Raw genomic sequence first — 21,121 nt, 5'->3', positions numbered from 1 at the left:
CGGCTCAGGGCGGGGCCGGCTTCGCGCCGGGACGCGCGGTGAGGCGCGCCGCTGGCAGCCGGAGCGTGACCACCGTGCCCGCGGAAGGGGCGCTCTCGATCTCGAGGCTTCCGCCGTGCATCTCGACCAGGGCCTTCGACAGCGGCAGTCCCAGCCCTGTGCCGTTGAAGTCCCGGGCCAAAGAGCCGTCGATCTGGCCGAAACGCGCCAAGGCCCGCGGAATGTCGGCGGCGGCCATGCCAATCCCGTCGTCGGCGACCCGGATGACGAAGCCCTGCACCGGATCGGCGGTCGCGGTCACCGTCACCTTGCCGCCTTCGGACGTGAACTTGAAGGCATTGGACAGCAGGTTGATCATCACCTGCTTCAGCCGCCTTTCGTCCCCGCGCAGCCAGGGCAGGTCGTCCGGCACGTTCAGGCCGACCGAGATCTCCTGGGCCGGCAGGCGGTCGCCGGCGAGCTGGAGGCTGGCGCGGATGAGCTCGCCGAGCTCCAGCGGCTCCTCGTTCAAGGTCAGGTTGCCGGCCTCCAGGCGCGACATGTCGAGAACGTCTGAGATCAGTGCCAGCAGGTGGCTGCCGGCATCGAGGATCTGCCGGGCGTGGCCGCTGTAGGCCGGGTTGCCGAGCGGCCCCAGCTTTTCCTTCTCGATCAGCTCAGCGAAGCCGAGGATCACGTTGAGCGGCGTGCGCAGCTCGTGGCTCATGTTGGCCAGGAACTCCGACTTGGCCCGGCTGGCGCGCTCGGCGTCCTGCTTCGCCGCCAGCAGCGTCTGCTCGGCCTGTTTGCGCTCGGTGATGTCCTCGATGATCGCGAAGAAGACCGGCGGCGCCTCACGGCGCGAAAGCTGAAGCTTGACCTCCACGTCGTAGGTCGAGCCGTCCTTGCGCCGGTGCCGGGTCTGAAATACGAGGTAATCCAACGTCCTGTCCAGCAGGGGGGCGATCAGGGCGGCAAAGCGCGCCTCGGTGAACTCGGGCTTCAGGTCCAGTGGCGTGAGGCCGGACAGCTCCTCCATGGAATAGCCCAAGTTTTCGCGCGCCCCGCGGTTGACCTGGAGGAAGCGGAGGCTGCGGCTGTCGAAGACGTAGATCTCGTTGCGGCTGTCCTCGACGATGCGCCCCAGGCGCGCGCTCAGCGCCTCGGCCCGCTTCAGGCCGGTGATGTCCTGAAGGACGCCGGTATGGCCGTTGGCCCGACCCTCCGCATCGTAGGTCAACTCACCAATCTCGACCACGTGGCGGATCTCGCCGTCGGGGCGGACGACCCGGTATTCGACTTCGTAGTCCCGCGGCTGGGCCGAGACCTCTTCGAAGAGAGCCGCGATCCGGCCCCGGTCTTCCGGATGCAGGAAGCGATTGAAGTCGGCCTGGCGCTTGGGCGCCGATTCCGGCGGCAGGCCGAGGATCTCCGTGTACTGCCTGGACACGTAGATCATGCCGCGTGCACCGAGGGACCAGCGCCAATAGCCGATCTTCGCGACTTGCTGGGCTTTGGCCAGGCGCCGCTCGCTTTCGCGCAGCGCCGATTCGACCGCCTTGGCTTCGGTGATGTCGTTGCCGCTGAGAATCACCAGCGCGGCAGGATCCGCAGGATCCGCGGTCCAGGTCCGTGACCACTCGATCAGCCGCTCGGCCCCGTCCCGGGCCCGACAAAGCACGGTCTGGGGCGGGCCCCGCCGCTCGGTCTCGGCCGCGCCGCAGGCCGCCTGCATCGCCTCGGCCTCCAGCGGCGCCAGCAGGAGCGTCCAGAAGGCCTGGCCGAGGATCTCGCCGCGGGTGTAGCCGATCGCCGCCTGGCAGGCCCGGTTGACCGCCACGACGCGGCCGTCCCGGTCGAGGACCGCGACCAGGCAGCCGATGGCGTCTAGCCAGGCCTGATCGGGGGCTGCGTGCGGGGCAGCCGGGCCCGTCGGGGCACCGGCGTCGTCTATATTGAGGGCTCTCGACTCGGACATTCTGTCGGTCGCTGCGAAGGGCTGCACGCTATGCGTTTGACTCTGGGCCGAGTTGCTTAACAAAGCTGTAACGCCTCGGCGGCGGCCCGTTGCATTCACTTGGCCCGCGGCGGCCGGGCAGGCTACGCTCGATCCGAATCGTCCCTCGTGTGGTGGAGGCGCCCATGACCCGCCCGGCCGCGGTTCCGGAGCTGCAGATCGACGACGGCGTGGTCCGGGTCACCCGGTGGCGCTTTGCGCCCGGGGCCGAGACGGGCTGGCACCGTCACGGCTATGCCTACGTCGTCGTGCCCATGACCACGGGGGTCCTGACCATCGACACCGGTGCCGGCCTGGTCAGCGCGGAGCTGACCGCCGGCGTCGCCTACAACCGGCCGGCCGGGGTCGAGCACAACGTGATCAACGACAACGGCTTCGACTTTGCCTTCGTCGAGGTCGAGCTACTGGAGAAGGCCGGCTGACGCCTCCGGGCTGCCGCGCGGCTGTCCTCGGATAGATGACTCGGATCCGCTCGCAGTCGAGCGGCATGTCCTCTGACGGCTCCCGGCCGAAGCTGGCACAGACCGCGGCGTAGTGATGCCAGCACCGGCGGCGCCGGGCCGCGCCCGCCGGCGCGTCCGGCGATTCCAGGGAGGCGGAGCGGAAGGCCTCGGTCTCGGGGCTCAGGTCGGCCACGGAGACAGGCGTCCTCGAGGGATCGGCGAAAGGCGGAGTCCCGATTGCTTAGAGCGCCGCCGTCACCATGATCTCGACGGTGTACTTCGGGCTGGCGAGGCGGCTCTCGACACAGGCCCGGCAAGGCGTGTTGCCCGGCGAGACCCAGGCATCCCAGACCTCGTTCATCTCGTTGAAGGTCGCGATGTCGGACAGCCAGATGTTGGCGGTCAGCAGCTTCGACTTGTCGGTTCCGGCCGCGGCCAGCAGGCGGTCGATGCTGGCCAGGATGTCCCGGGTCTGCTCGGCGACCGAGGCACCCGGCGCGTTCTGAGCCACCTGGCCGGCCGTGTAGACCACCTCGCCGTGGACGACGGCTTGGCTCATGCGGTCGCCCACCTCGATGCGCTTGATCGCCATGCGTTCCTCCCTTGCGTCGGCGCTCGCTCTGAGACCGCAGAAGCTAGGTCAGATCCGGCCTGCTGGAAACCACTTCCGGCGCAAAGGCCCTGCCATAGCCACCCCGAGGGTGCTACATTTGCACAAAAGAAATTGGGATTGGGCGTTCACCTTCAGAGGCCGATCGGCCTCATCGCCGAATCCCTGGGAGGTGGCGGAATGTTCGAGACGGCCGAGCTTGGCCGCAAGGTCGCGAAGCGTGACTTCAAGCGCCTGGCGCCGCCGTTGCGCGAAGAGCTGCTGGAGCTCCAGGAGCGCCTGCGCCGCGGCCGGGACTTCCAGGTCATCCTGCTGTTCTCCGGCGTCGATGGCGGCGGCAAGGGCGAGACGGTCGGCCTGCTAAACGAATGGATGGACCCGCGCTGGCTGATGACGCGGGCCTACGACGAGCCGAGGGACGCCGAGCGCGAACGCCCGGAGTTCTGGCGCTACTGGCGCGACCTGCCGCCGGCCGGACGGATCGGCATGTTTCTCAGCGCCTGGTACCACGCGACCCTGCTGGACCGGGTCTACAACGGCATCGACGATGCCGCCTTCGTCCGGCGCCTCGACCGCATCATCGCCTTCGAGCATGCGCTCGCTCGGAACGGCGCCCTGATTCTGAAGTTCTGGATGCACCTCAGCGCGAGCGCCCAGGAGGCCCGGCTGAAGAGCCTGGAGCACGACCCCCTGACCAAGGCCCGTGTCACGCCTTGCGACTGGGAGAACTGGCGCAACTATCCGAAGTTCATCGCGGCGGCCGAACCGCTGATCACCCGGACCAACCGGGGCATGGCGCCTTGGTCCATCGTGGAGGGGGCCGATCCCTTTTACCGCGGCCTGACCGTAGCGACGATCCTGCGCGATGCCTTGGCGCAGCGGCTGTCGGAAAGCGCGCAACAGGCGTTGCCCGCGAAGCCGGCGAAGAGCAAGAAGAAGACTGGGAAGAACAAGAAGAAGAATGGGAAGAACGGCAATCTGGGCCAGGCCCCGAAGGCCGAGGCGCGGCGGCCCGGACCGGCCGAATCGATCACGGTCCTGAGCGGCCTCGATATGACCCGGAAGCTGGACAAGGCGACCTATCAGCAGACGCTGCCCGAGCTTCAGGCGCAGCTGCATCGGTTGCACATTCGGGCCAAGGAACAAGGGGTCTCAAGCATCCTGGTCTTCGAGGGGATGGACGCCGCCGGCAAGGGCGGCGCGATCCGCCGCATCCAGGAGGGGCTGGAGCCGCGCAACTACCAGGTCCACGGCATCGCGGCGCCGACCGAGGAGGAGCTGGCACAGCACTACCTCTGGCGTTTCTGGCGGCACCTGTCGCCGGCCGGACGGGTCACGATCTTCGACCGCTCATGGTACGGCCGGGTGCTGGTCGAGCGGATCGAGGGCTTTGCCACGGAAGATGAGTGGCGCCGCGCCTACGCCGAGATCAATGACTTCGAGAGCCAGCTGATCGAGCACGGAATCGTTCTGATCAAGTACTGGATGCACATCACCAGAAAAGAGCAGTTGGCCCGCTTCAAGCTGCGCGAGAAGACCCCGCACAAGCGCTGGAAGCTGACCGAGGAGGATTGGCGCAACCGCGCCAAGTGGGAGCTCTACGAAGCGGCGGTGAACGACATGGTCCAGTACACCTCGACCAGCGCCGCGCCCTGGCACCTGGTCGAGGGCAACGACAAGCTCTTTGCCCGCGTCAAGGTGGTGGAGATCTTCTGCAAGCGCCTCGCGGCCGCGCTCGACGCGCCCACACGAGGCCAGCGAGCATCGGCCCGTACTCCCGCACCGGCCAGGCCACCGACCGCCAAGGCGCGGCCGGCGGCCGAGTAGACGGCGCAGTGTTCAGGCCTGCCGACGACGCAAGACGCAGGGCCGTGCGCCGAGCCGTCGAGTTCGTCGAAGCGCTCTTCCCGCTGGCTCTTTTCGGGATGCTGCTGGTCATTCTGGCAGCTCTGGTCCAGGCATTTTCCTAACGGCGCGAGAGCACGATGGCATCAGGTCGATTCGACGTCATGCTGTCGTGCTCTGAACTCCCGGAATGGAGCGGGATGATTTGAAGCCCAATGGACCTTAACTCCTCTCACTCTGGCCTCGCAGCGCCCTGGCCTTCCGCAGGCAGGCCGCCCGTGCAGGCCGGAAGTCCTCCTCGATCCACCAGGCCTCGACCCGGTCCAGGAGTTCGCCGACCTCGGGGCCGTGCGGGATGCCGAGCGCCAGGAGGTCGCGGCCCTTGAGCGGAAACCGCGGCGCCTGCCAGGCCCGGGCCTCGAATAGCGCGCGTTCCAAGGTCGCGGGCGCGGGCGCCTTGCCGGCCGCGCGGCGGCGCGAGTAGTCGAGCAGGACGACGTCGCGGAGATTCTCCGGGCCCAGGCGATAGAGCAGGCGACGCAAGGCCCGGCCGCCATCGTCGATGCCGTGATCGAAAACCGCCGCGTCGACCTTGAGGTAGTCCTCGCCCTCGGCCAGCAGGACCAGGCGGTCGCGCTCGACGTTGGACAGCCGGAGCCGTTCGGCGACCGCCAGGGCCGCGCTGCGCTCGGGCCGCAACAGCGCGGCCAGGCGCCGGATCGCGTCCGGCGGACCTTCGTCCTCGGCGGTCGCCGGCTCGACCGCGATCAGGGCCGTCAGGACCGCCGTCCCGAGCTCCTCCGGCAGGACCGCGTCCAGGACCTTGCGGGCAATCATGATTTCCAGGACCGGCACGGGGTCCCCGGCACGCAGGGTCTTCAGCAGCTCGTCGCGGACCCGCTCGCCGGAAAGCCGCCGGAGCTCCGGCGCCAGGGCCTCGGCGATGTCCAGGATCGCCGGGTCGGCCGGAACCTTGCCGTAGAGCGCCTGGAAGCGGAAGAAGCGCAGCAGGCGGAGGTAGTCCTCCTCGATCCGGGCCCGGGCGTCGCCGACGAAGCGTATGCGGCCGGCGCGCAGGTCGTCGAGCCCGCCGAAATAGTCGAAAAGCTGCCCGCCGGGCCGACAGGACAGCGCGTTGATGGTCAGGTCGCGGCGCGCGGCATCGGCCTGCCAATCGTCGGTGAAGGCGACCCGGGCATGACGGCCATAGGTCTCGACGTCGACCCGCAGAGTCGTGACCTCGAAGGGCTTGTGGTCGGCGACCGCGGTCACGGTGCCGTGGTCGATGCCGGTCGGCACCGCCTTGAGGCCGGCGGCCTCGAGCAGGCGGACCACCGCCTCCGGCGGGTCCGGGGTGGCGATGTCGACGTCGGCGACCGGTATGCCGAGCAGGGCGTTGCGCACGCAGCCGCCGACGAAGCGGACCTCGGTGCCCTCTGCCTCCAGTGCCGCGATTACCGCCCGTGCGGCGGGGTCGGACATCCAGGGCTGAGGCGGCAGCTGGGCCGGCGTCATCGCGGCCTCGCGTCGGGTTCAGCGATTCGAGCCGTAGTCGGAGGGGAAGGCGGTGGGCGGACGGGGTTCAAGACCGGGCCTGTCGGGTCGGCTGAGAATCTCGGGATCGATATAGAAGCGGAAAACCAGCAGCGAGACCACCATCAGCGCCAGGCCCGAGCCGAACAGCCAGACCACCGGCCTCAGCTTTCTGTCGTCGCGGCGCAGGTCGCGCCCGGTCTGCTTCGCGACGTACAGGTAGAGGCCGTAGATCACGAAGGGCAGGACCAGCGGCACGACGACGGTGAGGAGCCGCTGGATCATGTCGCGCCCAGGACCTCGGCCAGGTTGGACAGCATCCCCGCGGTCGCGCCCCAGATGAAGCGCTCTCCGTAGGGATAGGCGAAAAAGTGCCGTTCGCGGCCCTGATAGACCCGGCTGTGACGTTGTCGGTTGCTCGATTGCAAGAAGAAGGCCAAGGGCACCTCGAAGGCATCGGCGACTTCGAAGCTGTCCAGGGTCAGGTCCAAAGGCGGCGGCACCAGGCCGACAACCGGAGTCACCTCGAAACCGGTCCGGGTCACGTAGGTGTCGATCCGCCCGATCACGCGCACGAGGCCGGGATGGAGGCCGACCTCCTCGCCCGCCTCCCGCAGGGCGGCGGCCTCGGCGTCGGCGTCCCCGGGATCGATGCGGCCGCCGGGAAAGCTGATCTGTCCGGCGTGGTCGTGCAAGTGGTCGGTCCGCTGGGTCAGAAGCACGGTCAAATCGCCGTCGTGGGCGACGATCGGGACCAGCACCGCCGCCGGGGTCAGCGCCTGTTTCGGGTCGAAGAAGTCCGGGTTGAGATCGTGATCGCCGCGCGGCAAGGCCGTCGACCCGTCCGGGCCCGGAGGCGAGCGGCGGCGTCCTGGCGCCGGCTGGGCGGCGAGGCGTCGGGCGATCGCTTCGGCGGTCAATCCGGCGGCAGGTCGCCCAAAGGAAAGAAAGCGTTCTGGCTCCATAGGCCCAAGATGTCTTTGCCGTCTTGCTTTTTCGTTTCCGCGCGGTCGACGAGTTCATAGAAGACCGGGCGCAGGATCAGCGCTTCAAGGCGGTCCCGTATCAAGATATAGGGGCTGGGCTCGCCGCTGTCAGGTCGGGTTTCCACCCGAATCGGATGTTCCGGCCCCGCGGTCACCCAGTGGTCGAGGTTGGTCCGGAACCGCAGTTCCTGATCTCTTCCGCTGCCGGTCACGTAGAGTTCAACAGCGGTAAAGGGGGCGTCGTCGACCTGAATCGGGCCGCGCTCGGCCGGGGTGACCAGCCAAAAGCTGCCGTCATCTTCTCGCCTCAAAACCGTGGAAAACAGCTTGACCAAGGGCTTACGCTGGATCGGCGAACCTTGGTGATACCAGGTTCCGTCGCGCGCGATGCGCAGGCCGTAGACGCGCGGTGGCCCGGGGTTTCTCGGCCCTCCCGGCTGGCCAGAACCCTCCGGAGTGTCTATGTTTTCAGGCAGCTTGCCGGGTTTTGAAACCGGGTCCGGCATCGTCCGCACTCCCGTCGACCAGAGGAGACCCGTGTGAACGCGACCAAGACCGCGCCGACATCCGAAGCCGCCGGCCAGAAGCTCGCCGAAGAGATCGAAGCCCTCGGCGAGCGCATGCAGCTGGTCCGCAGAAGCATCGGCCGGGTGATTTTCGGCCAAGAGCAGGTCATCGATCAAACCCTAATCACCCTCCTGGCCGGCGGCCATGCGCTCCTGATCGGCGTGCCGGGCCTGGCCAAGACCCGCCTGGTCGAGACCCTGGGCACGGTCCTGGGCCTGGAGGACAAGCGGGTGCAGTGCACGCCCGACCTCATGCCCGCCGACATCCTCGGCGCCGAGGTCCTGGAAGAGCGCGAAGGCGGCCAGCGGGCCTTCCGCTTCATACCCGGCCCGGTGTTCTGCCAGCTGCTGATGGCCGACGAGATCAACCGCGCCAGCCCGCGGACCCAGTCGGCCCTGCTGCAGGCGATGCAGGAGCACAAGGTCACGGTCGCCGGCTCGCCGCACGACCTGCCGTCGCCCTTCCACGTCCTGGCGACCCAGAACCCGCTGGAGCAGGAAGGCACCTATCCCCTGCCGGAAGCCCAGCTGGACCGCTTCTTCATGCAGATCGAGGTCGGCCATCCGGATATCGACGCCGAGCGGCAGATGCTGATCGCGACCACCGGACCCGAGCGGTCCGAGGCAGAGGCGGTGATGACCGGCGAGGAGCTGATCGCCGCCCAGCACCTGGTGCGCCGGGTCCCGGTCGGCGAAAGCGTCGTCGAGACGATCCTGGCCCTGGTCCGCTCGGGCCGTCCCGAGACCTCAGACATCCCCGAGGTCGTCAAGCAGGTCTCCTGGGGGCCGGGTCCCCGGGTCAGCCAGTCCCTGATGCTGGCGGTCCGCGCGCGGGCGGTGCTCGAGGGACGCCTGGCGCCCTCGGTCGACGACGTCCTGGCCCTGGCGCCTGCGGTGCTGCGCCATCGCATGGCGCTGAACTTCGCGGCCCGCGCCGACGGGGTCTCGGTGGACGACGTGATCCTCCGGCTCGCGGCTCCGCACCGGTGAGCCCGAACAGCCCACGGCGAGCCTGATGCTCCAGCGCGCACTCCGCCGACGACAGCGGGCCGAAGCCCTGGCGGCGAATCTGCCGCCGCTGCTGGTCGAGGCCGAGCGGGTCGCCGCCACCGTGGCCCAGGGCGTCCACGGCCGGCGCCGGGTTGGCCAGGGTGAGACCTTCTGGCAGTTCCGCCATTACGAGCCGGGCGACCAGCCGCAGCTCATCGACTGGCGGCAGTCGGCCAAGTCCGATCAGGTCTTCGTGCGCGAGCTGGAGTGGGAGGCGGCGCAGTCGGTCTGGCTGTGGTGCGACACCTCCGCCTCCATGGACTGGACCTCCGGCGACGACCACGGCTCGAAGCGCCGGCGCGCGGAGTTGCTGGCGCTGGCCCTGGTCGTGCTGCTGGTCCGCGGCGGCGAGCGGGTTGCCCTGCTCGGCTCGGGCCTGCCGCCGACCACCGGCCGCGGCACCGTGACCCGGATGGCCCTGCAGCTCGAGCACCTGGAGACCAAGGACAGCAGCCTGCCGCCGAACCAGACCCTGCCCCGCTTCGCCCAGGTGGTGATGCTCAGCGACTTCCTGGCCCCGCTCGGCGATATCGACCGCAGCGTCCGGCGCCTGGCCGAAAGCGGCGTCCGGGGCCACCTGATCCAGATCCTCGACCCGGCCGAGGAGTCCCTGCCCTACGAGGGTCGCGTGCTGTTCCAAGGACTGGAGGGCGAGGACCCCTGGCTGCTGTCGCGGACCGAAAGCGTGCGCGGCGACTACCAGAACCGGCTGCAGCGGCAGTTCGACGGCCTCGATGCCATCGCCCGCAGCATCGGCTGGACCTACACCCGCCACCGCAGCGACGCCTCCGCCCAGGCCGTGCTGCTCACACTCTATGCGGCCCTGACCGCAAACAAGGCGCTCTAGGGCGATGCTGGAACTCGGCCCTCTGGCCTTCGCCCAGCCCTGGCTGCTCGTGGCCCTGGGTGCCCTGCCCCTGCTCTGGTGGCTGCTGCGCCTCACGCCGCCGTCGCCGCGACGCATAGCCTTCCCGGCCCTGCGCCTGCTGACCGGCCTTCGGCCGCCGGAGGAGACCCCGGCCCGGACGCCGCCCTGGCTGGTCGCCCTGCGCCTGCTGATCGCCGCCCTGATCATCCTCGGCCTGGCGCAGCCCCTGCTGAACCCAAACCGGCCGCTCGCCGGCACCGGCCCCCTGGTGCTGATCATCGACGACGGCTGGGCGGCGGCGCGGAACTGGCCGCAGCGGCGCGATACCATCAACGGCCTGATCGACCAGGCCGAGCGCGACGGCCGCTCGCTGGTCGTGCTGACCACCGCGCCCAAAGGGCCGGACTCGCAGGTTGCCGTCAGTGAAGCGCTGAACCCGGCGGCGGCCAGGCGCCTGTTGCAGGGCCTCGCGCCGCAGCCCTGGCCGATCGATCGCAGCGCCGCGCTGGCCGCCCTCGACGCCCTGACCTTCGAAGCCTCCGCCCCCGTGGTCTGGCTCTCGGACGGCCTGAACCACGGCGAGAGCGACGCCGATCTGCGCGCCTTCATGGGCCGGCTGCGCGCCATCGGCCCGGTCCGTGTCTATCAGGACGAGCCGTTGGGCCTGGCCCGGCGCCTCGGCACCCCGCAGCTCGACGCCGGCAGCGTCAGTGTCGAGGTCGAGCGGGCGGCGACCGAGGGCGAAGATCTGGCGGTGGTCCGCGCCCTGGCCGAGGACGGCCGCCTGCTGGGCCGCGCCGAAGCCCGCTTCGCGCCGGGCGAAGCAAGCGCGCGCGTCCGCTTCGAGTTGCCGACCGAGCTGCGCAACGAGATCGCCCGCATCAAGATCGAGGCCGAGGAGACGGCGGCCGCGGTCTTCCTGGTCGACGAGCGTTGGCGCCGGCGCCCGGTCGGCTTGGTCGCCGCCGGCCCGGAGGCCGTCCGACCGCTGCTCGGCGAGATCTATTACCTGGAGCGTGCCCTGGCGCCCTATACCGAGGTCCAGAAGGGCAGCGTCGGCGAGCTTCTGCGCCGAGGCGTCGCGGTCCTGACCCTGGCGGACGCCGGACGGCTGCCGGCCGAGGAAGCCGAGGCGCTGTCGATCTGGATCGAGCAGGGCGGCACCCTGCTGCGCTTCGCCGGTCCACGGCTGGCCCAGCAGGGCGACGGAACCCTGCTGCCGGTGCGCCTGCGCCTGGGCGACCGCACCCTGAGCGGGGCCATGACCTGGAGCCGCCCGGCACGGCTGGCGCCCTTCCACCGCGGCAGCCCCTTCGCCGGGCTCGAGCTGCCCGCGGACGTGGTGGTCGAGCGTCAGGTCCTGGCCGAGCCGGCCCTTGACCTGCCCGAGAAGACCTGGGCCCGGCTCGAGGACGGCACGCCGCTGGTCACCGCCGAGCGGCGCGGCGAGGGCTGGCTGATCCTGATCCACACCAGCGCCAACACCGACTGGTCCAACCTGGCGCTCTCCGGCCTCTTCATCGAGATGCTGCGCAAGATCGTCGCGGTCAGCCAGGGCGTCGCCGGCGTCAGCGCTGAGGAGGCTTTGCCGCCCCTGGAGGCGCTCGATGGCTTCGGTCTGCTCGGCAGGCCGCCGGCGACGGCGGTCGCGCTGGACGCCGAGACTCTCGAGGCCGGCCGCATCGACGCCCGCCATCCGCCGGGCATCTACGGCCGCGACAGCCTGCGCCGCGCCTATAACCTGGCCGATCAGGTCGGACCCTTGGCCGGCCTTGGCCCGAGTATAGACGGCCAGGCCGTGCAGTCCTTCGCCGGCCGCAGCGAGACCGTGCTGCTGCCCTGGCTTCTGGCCGCCGCCCTCGCCCTGGCGTTGCTCGACATGATCATCGCCCTGGCTCTGCGCGGCCTCCTGATCCCGGCCCGGCTCGGCCGCAGCGCCGCGGTCCTGGTCGTGGCGGCCGCCGCCAGCACCCTCGCGGCCCCGCCCACGCAGGCCCAGGGTAGCGACGACGCCTTCGCCCTGAAGGCGACCACCGACACGCGCCTGGCCTACGTGCGCACCGGCGTCCCTGCGATCGACGAGGTTAGCCACGCCGGCCTGATCGGTCTTTCGCGGGTGCTCAACCGGCGCACCGCGGTCGAGGCGGCGGAGCCCGTCGGCGTGCGCCTGGGCCGCGACGAGCTGGCCTTCTTCCCGCTGCTCTACTGGCCTGTGACCCGCGAGCAGCGCGCCCTCGACGGCGCCGCGGCGGCGGCCGTCAACGCCTTCCTCAAGAACGGCGGCACCATCCTCTTCGACTTGCGGCGGCCCGAGGCCGCGACGCAGGGACTCGGCCGGCCCGCCACGGCGCTGCAGACGCTGACCCGTGACATCCAGGTCCCGGCATTGATCCCGGTTTCGCCCGACCACGTCCTGACCAAGGCCTTCTACCTGATGCAGGACTTCCCGGGCCGCTTCGCCGGCGGCACCCTGTGGATCGAGTCCGCCGAGGGCCGGGTCAACGACGGCGTCTCCTCGGTGATCATCGGCGCCAACGACTGGGCCGGGGCCTGGGCGATCGACGAGCAGGGCCGGCCGCTGTTTCCCGCGGTACCCGGGGGCGAGCGGCAGCGCGAGATGGCCTTCCGCTTCGGCGTCAACCTGGTCATGTACGCCCTGACCGGCAACTACAAGACCGACCAGGTTCACGTGCCCTATATCCTGGAGCGCCTGGGACAATGACCAGCGGCCTCTCGATCATCTGGGCGCCGGCCCTGCCCTGGCCGGTCATCGCGGCTCTGGCCGCTGCCGCCGCCGTGGTGGTCGCCCTGGCCTTGCTGCGCGGCGCTAAGGGCGCCCTGCTGCGCGCCGCCTTCCTGACCGTGCTGCTGCTCGCCCTGGCCAATCCCAGCCTGGTCAACGAAGTGCGCCAGCCCCTGGAGGACATCGCGCTGGTCGTGGTCGACGAGAGCGCCAGCCAGACCGTCGGCCGGCGGCCCGAGCAGACCGCGGAGGCCGTCGCCCACATCGAGGAGCGCCTGGAGGCGCTGGGCGAGACCCAGGTCAGGGTCGTGCGCAGCGGCCAGGGCGCGGCCGGTCAGCTGGAGGACGGCACGCGGCTCTTCGCGACCCTGGAGCGCGAGCTGGCCAACGTGCCCCGGGGCCAGGTCTCGGGCGTCATCGTGGTCGGCGACGGCCGTATCCACGACGCCCCGGAGTCCCTGGCGGCGCTCGGGATCGACGCGCCCCTACACCTGCTGCGCAGCGGCGAGGCCGAGGAAGGCGACCGCCGCCTGGTGCTCGACAGCGTACCCAGCTACGGGATCGTCGGGCGCCAGCTGACCATGACCCTGAAGGTCGAGGATCTACCGGGCGGCGGCGCGCCGCGTCTGGCCCGCCTGACCCTGCGCCGCGACGGCGGTCCGGCCCAGGAGCTCATGGTCCCGGTCGGCGAAGAGCAGGAAGTCAGCTTCGAGCTCGACCGCCGCGGCCCCTCGGTCCTGGAGCTCGAGGTCGAGGCCGGTCCGCAGGAACTGTCCCTGCTCAACAACCGTGCCGCCGTGGTGGTCAACGGCGTGCGCGAGCGCCTGCGGGTGCTGCTGGTCTCCGGCGAGCCGCACGCCGGCGAGCGCGCCTGGCGCAGCCTGCTCAAGTCCGACCCCTCGGTCGACCTCGTGCACTTCACCATCCTGCGGCCGCCGGAAAAGCAGGACGGGACACCGATCCGCGAGCTGTCGCTGATCGCCTTCCCGACCCGTGAGCTGTTCTCGGTCAAGCTGGACGAGTTCGACCTGATCGTCTTCGACCGCTACCGCCGGCGCGGGGTGTTGCCGCGGATCTACCTGGACAACATCGCCCAGTACGTGGAAGGCGGCGGCGCCCTGCTGGAAGCCGTCGGCCCGACCTTCTCGACACCGCTGTCGTTGTTCCGCACGCCCTTGGGCCGCATCCTGCCGGGCGTGCCGACCGGGCAGAACATCGAGCAGGGATTCACGCCGCGGGTCACAGACATCGGTCTGCGACATCCGGTCACAGCGGACCTGCCGGGCGCCGGCGACCCGGTTGCCGGCGAGGAGCCGCGCTGGGGCCGCTGGTTCCGCCAGATCGAGGTGACGCCGCAGCGCGGCGTGGTCGCCATGTCAGGCGTCGGCGACCGGCCGCTGCTGATCCTCGACCGCTTCGGCGAAGGCCGCGTCGGCCAGCTGATGAGCGACCACATCTGGCTCTGGGCGCGAGGCTTCGAGGGCGGCGGGCCGCAGGCCGAGCTGATGCGCCGCACCGCGCACTGGCTGATGAAGGAGCCCGACCTCGAAGAGGAGGACCTGCGCGCCAGCATCACCGACGGCCGCCTGCTGATCGAGCGCCGCTCGCTCTCGACCGAGCCCGTCTCCGTCGAGATCACCGCGCCCTCGGGCGAGACCGGCGAGCTGCTGCTGGAGCCGGGCGACGACGGCCGGGCGACCGCCAGCGCGCCGGCCGAGGAGCTCGGCCTCTATCGCGTCTCCGACGGGCAGCACACGGCACTGGCGGCCTCTGGCGCGGTCAACCCGCTGGAGTTCGCCGACCTGCGCGCGACCGGCGAGATTCTCGCCCCGCTGGCCGAGGAGAGCGGCGGGACCGTCGTGAACATCGCCGAGGACGGCCTGCCGGAGCTGCGCAAGGTCAAGTCGGGACGCGACCGCCACGGGCGCGGCTGGATCGGCCTGCAGGGCAGCAAGAGCTACGTCGTCACGGGCGTCGACCAGGTCCCCCTGATCTCGCCCCTGCTGTTTCTCCTCCTGGCCCTCGCCACCCTCGGCTTCGCCTGGCTGCGCGAGGGCAAGTAGCCGGCCGGTGCAGGGCCGGGGGACCACGTCATGCTCTTCATGGTGATCGAGCGGTTTCGCGGACGGGATGCCAGGGCGGTCTACCGCCGGTTTCGCGAGCAGGGCCGCATGGCCCCCGAGGGCCTGACCTACGTCGGCAGCTGGATCGAGGCGAACTTCGACCGCTGCTTCCAGCTCATGGAGTGCGAGGACGCGTGCCTGCTCCAGCAGTGGGTCGCGAGTTGGGGCGAGCTGATCGACTTCGAGATCGTCCCGGTGGTCCCCAGCAAGGAGACCAGCGACTGGCTGCTGCCCCTGCTGGACAACGAGGAGGGCGCCTGAGCGCCCGCCGCCGGGCCGCCTCCCGCATCACGGCGTGGTCGAGGCGAGCCAGCGCGCCGGGTCGACATCGAGGCTTTCGGCACCGACGAAGCGCTGGATGCGCCTGAGCTCCGCGACCAAGCGGTCGGCGCGTCCCCGGGTCATCTTGAGTCCGGGCTCCAGCCAGAGGCGGGTGACCCGCAGGGCGCCGTCGGCCTGGCGGTCGTGCTTCATGTCGAGCCGGCCGATGAAACGCGCGCCCTCGAGCAACGGAAAGACGTAGTAGCCGTAGCGCCGTTTCGCGGCCGGCACGAAGACCTCGATCCGGTAGTGAAAGCCGAAGAGCCGCTCCAGGCGCGCCCGGTCGCGGATCACCGGATCGAAGGGGTTGAGCGCGCGGACCCGCGGCGGCGGCTCCGGCAGGTCCCCAAGCCGGTCGAGAACCGCGACCGGCACGAAGGCCGGCCGCGGCGTGCCGCCCCCGGCCGGCTCGACCGCCACCTGGACGATCGAGCGGCCCAGTTCCCGCAGGCACCAGGCCTTGGCCTCGGCGGGGCTGAGGCTGCCCCAGAAGGCCGCCAGCTCGCCCCAGGTCGCGAAGCGCAGGCGCTCCAGCGCGCTGCGGCACTTCCAGTCGACGAAGGCCTCCTGGTCGGGCCGCGCCGCCAGGTGCTGCCGCGGGATCACCCTTTCCGGCAGGTCGTAGACTTTCTGGAAGGCCTCGCGCCGGGCGACGGCCAGGGCGCCGGTGCGCCAGAGGTATTCCAGGGCGGTCTTCTCCGGATGCCAGTCCCACCAGCCGCCGCTGTTCTTCCGGCCGTCCGCGCCGAAGTCGCGGGCCATCAGCGGACCTTCGCGGGCGATGCGCGTCAGGACCCGCTCGAAACAGCCCTCGAAGCCGGCGCGGCGGACCTTCTGCCAGCGCTCGGCGAGCCGCGCCCGCTCGCGCTCGAAGCGCGGCCGCCAGAAGGGATAGAAGCGGCTGGGAATGACCGCGGCGTCGTGGGTCCAGTTCTCGAAGAGTGCCGCTTCGCGCTCCAGCAGGCGGGCCAGGAGCGGCTGGCGGTAGGTCTGGTTGCGGCTGAAGAGGATGTGGTGGTGGGCGCGCTCGACCGTGTTGATGCTGTCGACCTGGACATAGCCCAGGTCCTCGACCAGCCGCAGCAGCCCCGCACGATCCAGCTTGCGCATCGGATCCGCCGCGAGGCCCTGGCCCTCCAGCCACAGACGCCGCGCCGCAGGGTTGGAGATGACGGGAAGCGCAGCGGAGGAGGTCGGCATGAGGCTCCGGAGTCATCGGCCGTGAAAGCGGCGAGGATAGATCGCCCGAGGACTTCGCGGCCAGCCCTCGTACCCGCCGCGGCCGATAACTCCTGACAGATGGCTGTCAGCGGACGCCAAGAAGCGTGACTCAGCACGGTCGCTATTCCTTCGGCAGGCGCAGATAGCTGGCCGGGATCGGGTCGGAGAGCCAGACCTGGTCGTTGCCGCGATAGAAGGCCAGGCCTTCGGCGTGCGCGTCCCTGGCCCGAACCTCGATGATCACCGGGGTCTTGCTGCGGCGTTCGGCGACGAGGGTCGCCGTCTCAGGGTCCGGAGAGAGGTGTACGTAATGGCGCCGCATCGGCTTCAGGCCTTGCGTGCGAATCCTGGGCAGCGCTTCGGGGGTCGTGCCGTGGTAGAGCAGCGCCGGCGGAACGACGGGGTTTCCTTCAATCTTCTCTGGAAGCGAATGTCCATAGCGCGCGCGGATGCGCTCGCCCCTGATTTCGTAGCGCTGCTTAGTCGCCGCAGCGACCATGGCCCGGATCTCCGCGGCGGCGAGATCGCGCCACTCCGGGCGACTACCAGCCAGCGCCCGTGCCAAGGTTTCCAGCTCGATCCAGCCATTCCTGTCCAGCTCCAAGCCATAGAGGTCCGGTCTATGCCGCAGGGCATGCGCGACCAGACGGCTCAAGCGTTGGGAACGCTGGGACAAAATCAAGGCCTCGCTTCGACGCCCCGACGCCAGGCGTCGCTGTTGGTTAGCAAACGCCGTTTCAGTTCGGCCACTCCCTCATGGGGCTGGCTGCCGGCCCGCTGCAGCACCTGATAGCGAACCCTCGGGAGTTCGTCCAAGGGCCTTGCAACCAGCCCGGGCGGAAGGCGGCAGCAGCCGTTGACGATCGCGAGACCGATGCCCAGGCCGACAAAATGCAGCATCAGCTCCCAGCCCCCCGCCTCGACCGCGACCCGCCAAGACACCTCGGTGTCCGCCAGCATCTGGTTGAGCATCACGCGGTGGGGCCGGCCCTGCGGCGGCACGACCAGCGCTTCACCCTTCAGATCGGAGAGCCGCAGACTTTGCTTACCGGCGAGGCGGTGGTCACGGGGGAGCACAAGAACCTGCTCCACAGCGACAAGCTCCTCCGCCGCGATCCCGTCGGGCACTGCATCGAGCGTGGTCACGCCCAGATGGACCTCGCCGGTTTGCAGGAGCTGAACCGTGCGGTCCCGGTCGCCGGTGATCAGCTTGAGCGGCCAGGGCGCCTGCCCCGAGAACTCAGAGATCGCCGGACCCAGGAGGTAAAGGTAGGCGCCTGTCCCGGCGCAAAGCACCACCGGCGCCCTCGAGACCCCCGTTTTCAGCTCTTCTACGAAGGCGAGGGAACGCTCGCGCTCTTCGCGCGCGTAGGCCGCGACCCTTTCGCCGGCCGGCGTGAGAACCAAGTTGCGGCCGAGCTTTCGATAGAGCGGCTGGCCGAGCCAGTCGGCCAGCTTGGAGATCTTCACATGCAGCGCCGGCTGCGAGATGTGCAGCCCCTCCGCCGCACGGGTGAAGTTCATGCTCTCGCTGAACGCGAGGAAGGCCTGCAACCAGTCCGATCGCATGCCGCCGATCCCGTCTCCCGAGCTTCAAGAGTAGAGATATAATCACATATTATAGTACATATATATTTAATAGTTCTAGTATATCCCCGACGGCCTTAAACCCTGCGGCCATGAACAAGCAGCGAAAAAGTGAGCCGGGAATCGGCATCGACATCGGCCGGGTGATCATGGCGCCGGTCGTGGGCGGCAGGGCCGACACCTCTTTCCTGAGTGGCGGTCTGGAAAAGGCTCTGGCGACGCCGCCCAGCCCGGGCGCCTTCGACGGTGTGCGGAGCCTTGTGTCGGCCTTTGCCGGACGAGCCTGGCTGATCTCCAAAGCCGGTCCCAAGGTGCAGCATAAGACCAAGCAATGGCTGAGGCACTGGGACTTCTACGATGAGACGGGGCTGCCGCGGTCCCATCTCCGCTTCTGCCTGCAGCGCTCGCAGAAGGCCCTGCACTGCCGGCAGCTCAGGCTCACGCATTTCATCGACGACCGTCTGGACGTCCTGGAGCATCTGCGCGACCTCGTGCCGAACCTCTACCTCTTCGGCGAGCAGCCAGATCTCGACGAGATCCCGGACTGGGTCAACCCGACCACCGACTGGCGCGAGGCGACGGAGACCGTGCTCGAGCAGCTGGCGCGCGACCACCACTGAACATCCGCAAGTGATTCAATCTTCACACCGATTCGGTGCGGAGCGGTCACGCTCCGGCCTTGGGCTCAGAGGGGATTTGCGAGAATAATGAAGCCTCCGGACACAATCCCTGGACAGGGGGAGGCAGGACGCCCGTGTTCGTCTTTTATCTCGACCAATGCAACACCGCGCTCTGGAAGGTCTTGTTCCTGGGCTCCTGGGCCGTGGCCATGATCCTCTGCTACTGGACGGTGCTGCGTCTGCTGAGCATACCGGGCGACCGCCGGGCGCTGCGGCGCAGCGGGCTGGCCGGCCCGGCCTTCGAACGGCTGAAGCCGAAGGTCTCGCGCCGGGCGCTGCAATTCCTCGCCAGCCTGGCCGCCGCGGTCGGCCTGCTGCTGTTCTACGTTTCCTTCTACCGGACCTACGTCTGCACGCCGGACTCGGTTTTCTGGACCGGGTGAAGGCCCGCCGCCCGGGCCGCGAAGTCGAAGCCAAGCAGGTCGCGGAAGGCGGCTTGCCCGGCCGGGGTCACGAAGACCCGGCGGCCCTCCTTGGCGCGGCGGATCCAGCGCCGCTTCAGCGCGACCTGGGCGAAGCCGGCGCCCAGCGAGCCCGCCAGATGCGGGCGGCGCTCGCTCCAGTCCAGGCACTGCCGGGCAAAGGTCCGGCGCAGCCGCCGGAGGCTCTCGGGCTCGATCCCAAGTTCGCGGAAGAAGGCCTCGCCCGCCGCGCTGACCTCGAAATCCTGCTCGGCGAGCACGAGGACGCCCCTGGCCTGCATGGCCTCGGTCAGACCGGTGCCCAGGGCGCCCGCCAGATGGTCGTAGCAGAAGCGCGCCGCCCGGGTCTCCTCCACCTCCCGTGAGCGGCGCCGTGGCGGCACCGGCTGCTGCGGCACGATCAGGGCCAGCAGCTCCAGGGCCTCGGCCACGGCGGCGCCGGCCAGGCGGTAGTATCGGTGCCGGCCCTGCTTCTCGACGACCACCAGCTTGGCGTCGGCCAGCTTGGCCAGGTGGCTGGAGGTGGTCTGGGGCGAGACCCCGGCGTGATAGGCCAGCTCGCTGGCCGTCAGGGCGCGGCCGTCCATCAGGGCGCCCAGGATGTTGGCCCGCGCCGGCACGCCGATCAGCGCGGCGGCGATGGCGGTGGAAGGCTCTGCAATCATATTTCGATGATAAACGAATCGTTTCCGCATGACAAGGCGCCGGGGCCGGCGGACACTGTGGTAACAGACGATGCAACGACGGAGACAGGGACGTGACCATCACCCAGGCCGCCAAGGCCGAGACCTTCCGCAGGCTCCACGAGACACCGGAGGCCTTCATCCTGCCCAACGCCTGGGACGCGGGCAGCGCCAAGCTGCTGGCCGCCGCCGGCTTCCCGGCCCTGGCCAGCACCAGCGCGGGCATCGCCTACGCCCTGGGCCGACCCGACGCCAGCAGCGCGCTGAGCCGCGAGGAGAACCTCGCCGCCATCGCCGCCATCGCGGCAGCCGTCGACCTGCCGGTCAGCGCCGACCTCGAGGCCGGCTACGGCCGGGCGCCCGAGGCGGCGGCCGAGACCATCCGCCTCTCGGCCGAGGCCGGCGCGGTCGGCGGCAGCATCGAGGACGTCGCCTACGAGCCCGAGCCCCGGCTGCTCGACGCCGGCCTAGCCGCCGAGCGCATCGCCGCCGCCGCCGAGGCCGCTGCGGGCACAGGCTTCGCCTACACTCTGACCGCGCGCTGCGAGGCCTTCTTGCTCGGCCATCCAGACCCCCTGGCCGAATCGGTCCGCCGCCTCAACCTCTTCCGCGAGGCCGGCGCCCATTGCCTCTACGCGCCGGGGGTCAAGGACCTGGATTCCATCGCCGTCCTGGCGCGCGAAGTGACGGGCCCGCTCAACGTCGTCATGGGCCTGGCCGGCGCGCCGCTGTCCCTGGCCCGTTTGGCCGCCGTCGGGGTCAGGCGGGTGAGCGTCGGCGGCTGCCTGATGCGCACGGCCCAGGGCGCGCTGCGCCGTGCCGCGGAGGAGATGCGCGACCGGGGAACCTTCGGTTTCGCCGCGGGGGCGATCGCCGACGACGAACTGATCGAGTTCTTCTCCCGAGCCTGAGCCGAAGTGGAGGGCAGGACCCATGAGCCTTGAGACCTGACTGACCTTCGTCGTGATCTGGACCGCGGTCGGCCTGCCGCCCGGGCCCAACGCCGTGGCCCGCGTCGCCGCCTTGGCACGGTGCCCCGGTCCAGCCCGCGGCAGGCCGACGTAATGATCGTCGGCGGCACCTTGACCAACGAGATCGCACCGGCCCTGCGCCGCCTCTGCGACCAGTCGGCGGAACCGCTCCGGGTGATCGCCAAGGGCTCCTGCGCCAACGGCGGCGGCTACGACCACGACTCGATGGTGCGCGGCTGCGACCGGATCACCCCGATCGACGTCCATGTGCCCGGCTGCCCGCCCGCGGCCGAGGCCCTGCCCTAAGGACTCCTCCAGCCGAAGACGAAGACCGAACGCGAGGACAGCCTCTCACGCAAGTGACCCAGGGTGCTTCGATCCTTCGGATAATGATCCAGGACCACTGGAGCTGCGGTAGAAACAAATGTCCATACCCTGCTAATCCCGGCGGGTTGAGTCAGCCAGCGTTCCCT

Annotated in this window: 20 protein-coding genes and 1 pseudogene; 11 read left to right on the top strand and 10 right to left on the bottom strand. The window is 69.9% G+C overall.

Features of this window, described 5'->3' with window-relative positions:
• Positions 1-4: 4 nt before the first annotated feature.
• Positions 5-1,957 carry a PAS domain S-box protein gene (locus tag QNJ30_04335; protein ID MDJ0942663.1) on the bottom strand — a complete coding sequence of 651 codons (1,953 nt, stop codon included), beginning with the start codon at positions 1,955-1,957 and terminating at the stop codon, positions 5-7.
• Between the two features lie 164 nt (positions 1,958-2,121).
• Here QNJ30_04335 and QNJ30_04330 point away from each other — a divergent pair, with 164 nt between their 5' ends.
• The gene (locus tag QNJ30_04330; GenBank protein MDJ0942662.1) at positions 2,122-2,418 is read left to right on the top strand and encodes a cupin domain-containing protein; all 297 of its coding nucleotides are present in this window, start codon (positions 2,122-2,124) and stop codon (positions 2,416-2,418) included.
• A 262-nt stretch (positions 2,419-2,680) separates the two neighbouring features.
• Here QNJ30_04330 and QNJ30_04325 read toward each other — a convergent pair whose 3' ends face one another.
• Positions 2,681-3,031, bottom strand: a complete 351-nt coding sequence (locus QNJ30_04325) for a RidA family protein (protein ID MDJ0942661.1) — start codon at positions 3,029-3,031, stop codon at positions 2,681-2,683.
• 198 nt (positions 3,032-3,229) lie between these two features.
• On the opposite strand from QNJ30_04325, the gene QNJ30_04320 reads away from it, so the two are divergent.
• Positions 3,230-4,876, top strand: a complete 1,647-nt coding sequence (locus QNJ30_04320; GenBank protein MDJ0942660.1) for a polyphosphate kinase — start codon at positions 3,230-3,232, stop codon at positions 4,874-4,876.
• Between the two features lie 240 nt (positions 4,877-5,116).
• Here the strand turns inward: QNJ30_04320 and QNJ30_04315 are convergent, their stop codons facing one another.
• Genes QNJ30_04315 through QNJ30_04300 form a run of 4 tightly spaced genes read right to left on the bottom strand, consistent with a single transcriptional unit; the run spans position 5,117 to position 7,919 of the window.
• Entirely contained in the window at positions 5,117-6,409 is a 1,293-nt protein-coding gene (locus tag QNJ30_04315) for a CCA tRNA nucleotidyltransferase (protein MDJ0942659.1), read from the bottom strand.
• An 18-nt stretch (positions 6,410-6,427) separates the two neighbouring features.
• The gene (locus QNJ30_04310; protein ID MDJ0942658.1) at positions 6,428-6,712 is read right to left on the bottom strand and encodes a hypothetical protein; all 285 of its coding nucleotides are present in this window, start codon (positions 6,710-6,712) and stop codon (positions 6,428-6,430) included.
• A complete protein-coding gene (locus tag QNJ30_04305; GenBank protein MDJ0942657.1) occupies positions 6,709-7,392 on the bottom strand; it encodes a CoA pyrophosphatase in 684 nt (227 codons plus the stop codon). The genes QNJ30_04310 and QNJ30_04305 overlap by 4 nt, the downstream gene beginning before the upstream one ends.
• A complete protein-coding gene (locus QNJ30_04300) occupies positions 7,344-7,919 on the bottom strand; it encodes a DUF1285 domain-containing protein (protein MDJ0942656.1) in 576 nt (191 codons plus the stop codon). Before QNJ30_04300 ends, QNJ30_04305 begins: the two co-directional genes overlap by 49 nt.
• Positions 7,920-7,952: 33 nt before the next feature.
• On the opposite strand from QNJ30_04300, the gene QNJ30_04295 reads away from it, so the two are divergent.
• From QNJ30_04295 to QNJ30_04275, 5 genes are read left to right on the top strand one after another with little or no spacing between them, the layout of a single operon-like run.
• Positions 7,953-8,969 (top strand): MoxR family ATPase, encoded by a 1,017-nt coding sequence (locus QNJ30_04295; GenBank protein ID MDJ0942655.1) that lies wholly within the window; start codon positions 7,953-7,955, stop codon positions 8,967-8,969.
• A gap of 25 nt (positions 8,970-8,994) precedes the next feature.
• A complete protein-coding gene (locus tag QNJ30_04290) occupies positions 8,995-9,876 on the top strand; it encodes a DUF58 domain-containing protein (protein MDJ0942654.1) in 882 nt (293 codons plus the stop codon).
• 4 nt (positions 9,877-9,880) lie between these two features.
• Positions 9,881-12,619: a DUF4159 domain-containing protein gene (locus QNJ30_04285; GenBank protein ID MDJ0942653.1), complete on the top strand. Its 2,739-nt coding sequence runs from the start codon at positions 9,881-9,883 to the stop codon at positions 12,617-12,619.
• Positions 12,616-14,703 carry a hypothetical protein gene (locus tag QNJ30_04280; GenBank protein ID MDJ0942652.1) on the top strand — a complete coding sequence of 696 codons (2,088 nt, stop codon included), beginning with the start codon at positions 12,616-12,618 and terminating at the stop codon, positions 14,701-14,703. The genes QNJ30_04285 and QNJ30_04280 overlap by 4 nt, the downstream gene beginning before the upstream one ends.
• Before the next feature lie 30 nt (positions 14,704-14,733).
• The gene (locus QNJ30_04275) at positions 14,734-15,024 is read left to right on the top strand and encodes a DUF3303 family protein (GenBank protein MDJ0942651.1); all 291 of its coding nucleotides are present in this window, start codon (positions 14,734-14,736) and stop codon (positions 15,022-15,024) included.
• A gap of 27 nt (positions 15,025-15,051) precedes the next feature.
• Here QNJ30_04275 and QNJ30_04270 read toward each other — a convergent pair whose 3' ends face one another.
• The 3 genes from QNJ30_04270 to QNJ30_04260 form a co-directional block, all read right to left on the bottom strand.
• A complete protein-coding gene (locus QNJ30_04270; GenBank protein MDJ0942650.1) occupies positions 15,052-16,284 on the bottom strand; it encodes a crosslink repair DNA glycosylase YcaQ family protein in 1,233 nt (410 codons plus the stop codon).
• 142 nt (positions 16,285-16,426) lie between these two features.
• Entirely contained in the window at positions 16,427-16,981 is a 555-nt protein-coding gene (locus QNJ30_04265; protein ID MDJ0942649.1) for an RNA 2'-phosphotransferase, read from the bottom strand.
• Between the two features lie 2 nt (positions 16,982-16,983).
• On the bottom strand, positions 16,984-17,859 hold the full coding sequence (locus QNJ30_04260) for a LysR family transcriptional regulator (protein MDJ0942648.1): 876 nt from the start codon (positions 17,857-17,859) through the stop codon (positions 16,984-16,986).
• A gap of 125 nt (positions 17,860-17,984) precedes the next feature.
• On the opposite strand from QNJ30_04260, the gene QNJ30_04255 reads away from it, so the two are divergent.
• Positions 17,985-18,512: a hypothetical protein gene (locus QNJ30_04255; GenBank protein ID MDJ0942647.1), complete on the top strand. Its 528-nt coding sequence runs from the start codon at positions 17,985-17,987 to the stop codon at positions 18,510-18,512.
• 134 nt (positions 18,513-18,646) lie between these two features.
• Positions 18,647-18,955, top strand: coding sequence for a hypothetical protein (locus tag QNJ30_04250; protein MDJ0942646.1), 309 nt, complete (start codon positions 18,647-18,649; stop codon positions 18,953-18,955).
• On the opposite strand, the gene QNJ30_04245 is transcribed toward QNJ30_04250, so the two are convergent.
• Entirely contained in the window at positions 18,916-19,659 is a 744-nt protein-coding gene (locus QNJ30_04245) for a helix-turn-helix domain-containing protein (protein MDJ0942645.1), read from the bottom strand. The two genes, QNJ30_04250 and QNJ30_04245, sit on opposite strands and share 40 nt — an antisense overlap.
• Before the next feature lie 92 nt (positions 19,660-19,751).
• Between QNJ30_04245 and QNJ30_04240 the strand changes: the two genes are divergently transcribed.
• Together QNJ30_04240 and QNJ30_04235 are read left to right on the top strand one after the other, a co-directional pair.
• The gene (locus QNJ30_04240; protein MDJ0942644.1) at positions 19,752-20,588 is read left to right on the top strand and encodes an isocitrate lyase/phosphoenolpyruvate mutase family protein; all 837 of its coding nucleotides are present in this window, start codon (positions 19,752-19,754) and stop codon (positions 20,586-20,588) included.
• 108 nt (positions 20,589-20,696) lie between these two features.
• Positions 20,697-20,954 (top strand): annotated as a pseudogene (locus tag QNJ30_04235) (NADH-quinone oxidoreductase subunit B).
• Positions 20,955-21,121: the final 167 nt, after the last annotated feature.

This window comes from Kiloniellales bacterium, assembly GCA_030066685.1.
In the GTDB taxonomy this organism is placed as follows: domain Bacteria; phylum Pseudomonadota; class Alphaproteobacteria; order Kiloniellales; family JAKSBE01; genus JAKSBE01.
Note: the sequence above shows the minus strand (reverse complement) of the source record. Positions and strands in the feature narration are given on the sequence as shown.

What these genes read in the sequence shown, in the direction of transcription:
- QNJ30_04320 (MDJ0942660.1), top strand. Translation starts at nt 3,230, where the DNA reads ATGTTCGAGACGGCCGAGCTTGGCCGCAAGGTCGCGAAGCGTGACTTC.
- QNJ30_04245 (MDJ0942645.1), bottom strand. Translation starts at nt 19,659, where the DNA reads ATGATTGCAGAGCCTTCCACCGCCATCGCCGCCGCGCTGATCGGCGTG.
- QNJ30_04255 (MDJ0942647.1), top strand. Translation starts at nt 17,985, where the DNA reads ATGAACAAGCAGCGAAAAAGTGAGCCGGGAATCGGCATCGACATCGGC.
- QNJ30_04335 (MDJ0942663.1), bottom strand. Translation starts at nt 1,957, where the DNA reads ATGTCCGAGTCGAGAGCCCTCAATATAGACGACGCCGGTGCCCCGACG.
- QNJ30_04330 (MDJ0942662.1), top strand. Translation starts at nt 2,122, where the DNA reads ATGACCCGCCCGGCCGCGGTTCCGGAGCTGCAGATCGACGACGGCGTG.
- QNJ30_04285 (MDJ0942653.1), top strand. Translation starts at nt 9,881, where the DNA reads ATGCTGGAACTCGGCCCTCTGGCCTTCGCCCAGCCCTGGCTGCTCGTG.
- QNJ30_04290 (MDJ0942654.1), top strand. Translation starts at nt 8,995, where the DNA reads ATGCTCCAGCGCGCACTCCGCCGACGACAGCGGGCCGAAGCCCTGGCG.
- QNJ30_04300 (MDJ0942656.1), bottom strand. Translation starts at nt 7,919, where the DNA reads ATGCCGGACCCGGTTTCAAAACCCGGCAAGCTGCCTGAAAACATAGAC.
- QNJ30_04270 (MDJ0942650.1), bottom strand. Translation starts at nt 16,284, where the DNA reads ATGCCGACCTCCTCCGCTGCGCTTCCCGTCATCTCCAACCCTGCGGCG.
- QNJ30_04280 (MDJ0942652.1), top strand. Translation starts at nt 12,616, where the DNA reads ATGACCAGCGGCCTCTCGATCATCTGGGCGCCGGCCCTGCCCTGGCCG.
- QNJ30_04305 (MDJ0942657.1), bottom strand. Translation starts at nt 7,392, where the DNA reads ATGGAGCCAGAACGCTTTCTTTCCTTTGGGCGACCTGCCGCCGGATTG.
- QNJ30_04325 (MDJ0942661.1), bottom strand. Translation starts at nt 3,031, where the DNA reads ATGGCGATCAAGCGCATCGAGGTGGGCGACCGCATGAGCCAAGCCGTC.
- QNJ30_04310 (MDJ0942658.1), bottom strand. Translation starts at nt 6,712, where the DNA reads ATGATCCAGCGGCTCCTCACCGTCGTCGTGCCGCTGGTCCTGCCCTTC.
- QNJ30_04315 (MDJ0942659.1), bottom strand. Translation starts at nt 6,409, where the DNA reads ATGACGCCGGCCCAGCTGCCGCCTCAGCCCTGGATGTCCGACCCCGCC.
- QNJ30_04275 (MDJ0942651.1), top strand. Translation starts at nt 14,734, where the DNA reads ATGCTCTTCATGGTGATCGAGCGGTTTCGCGGACGGGATGCCAGGGCG.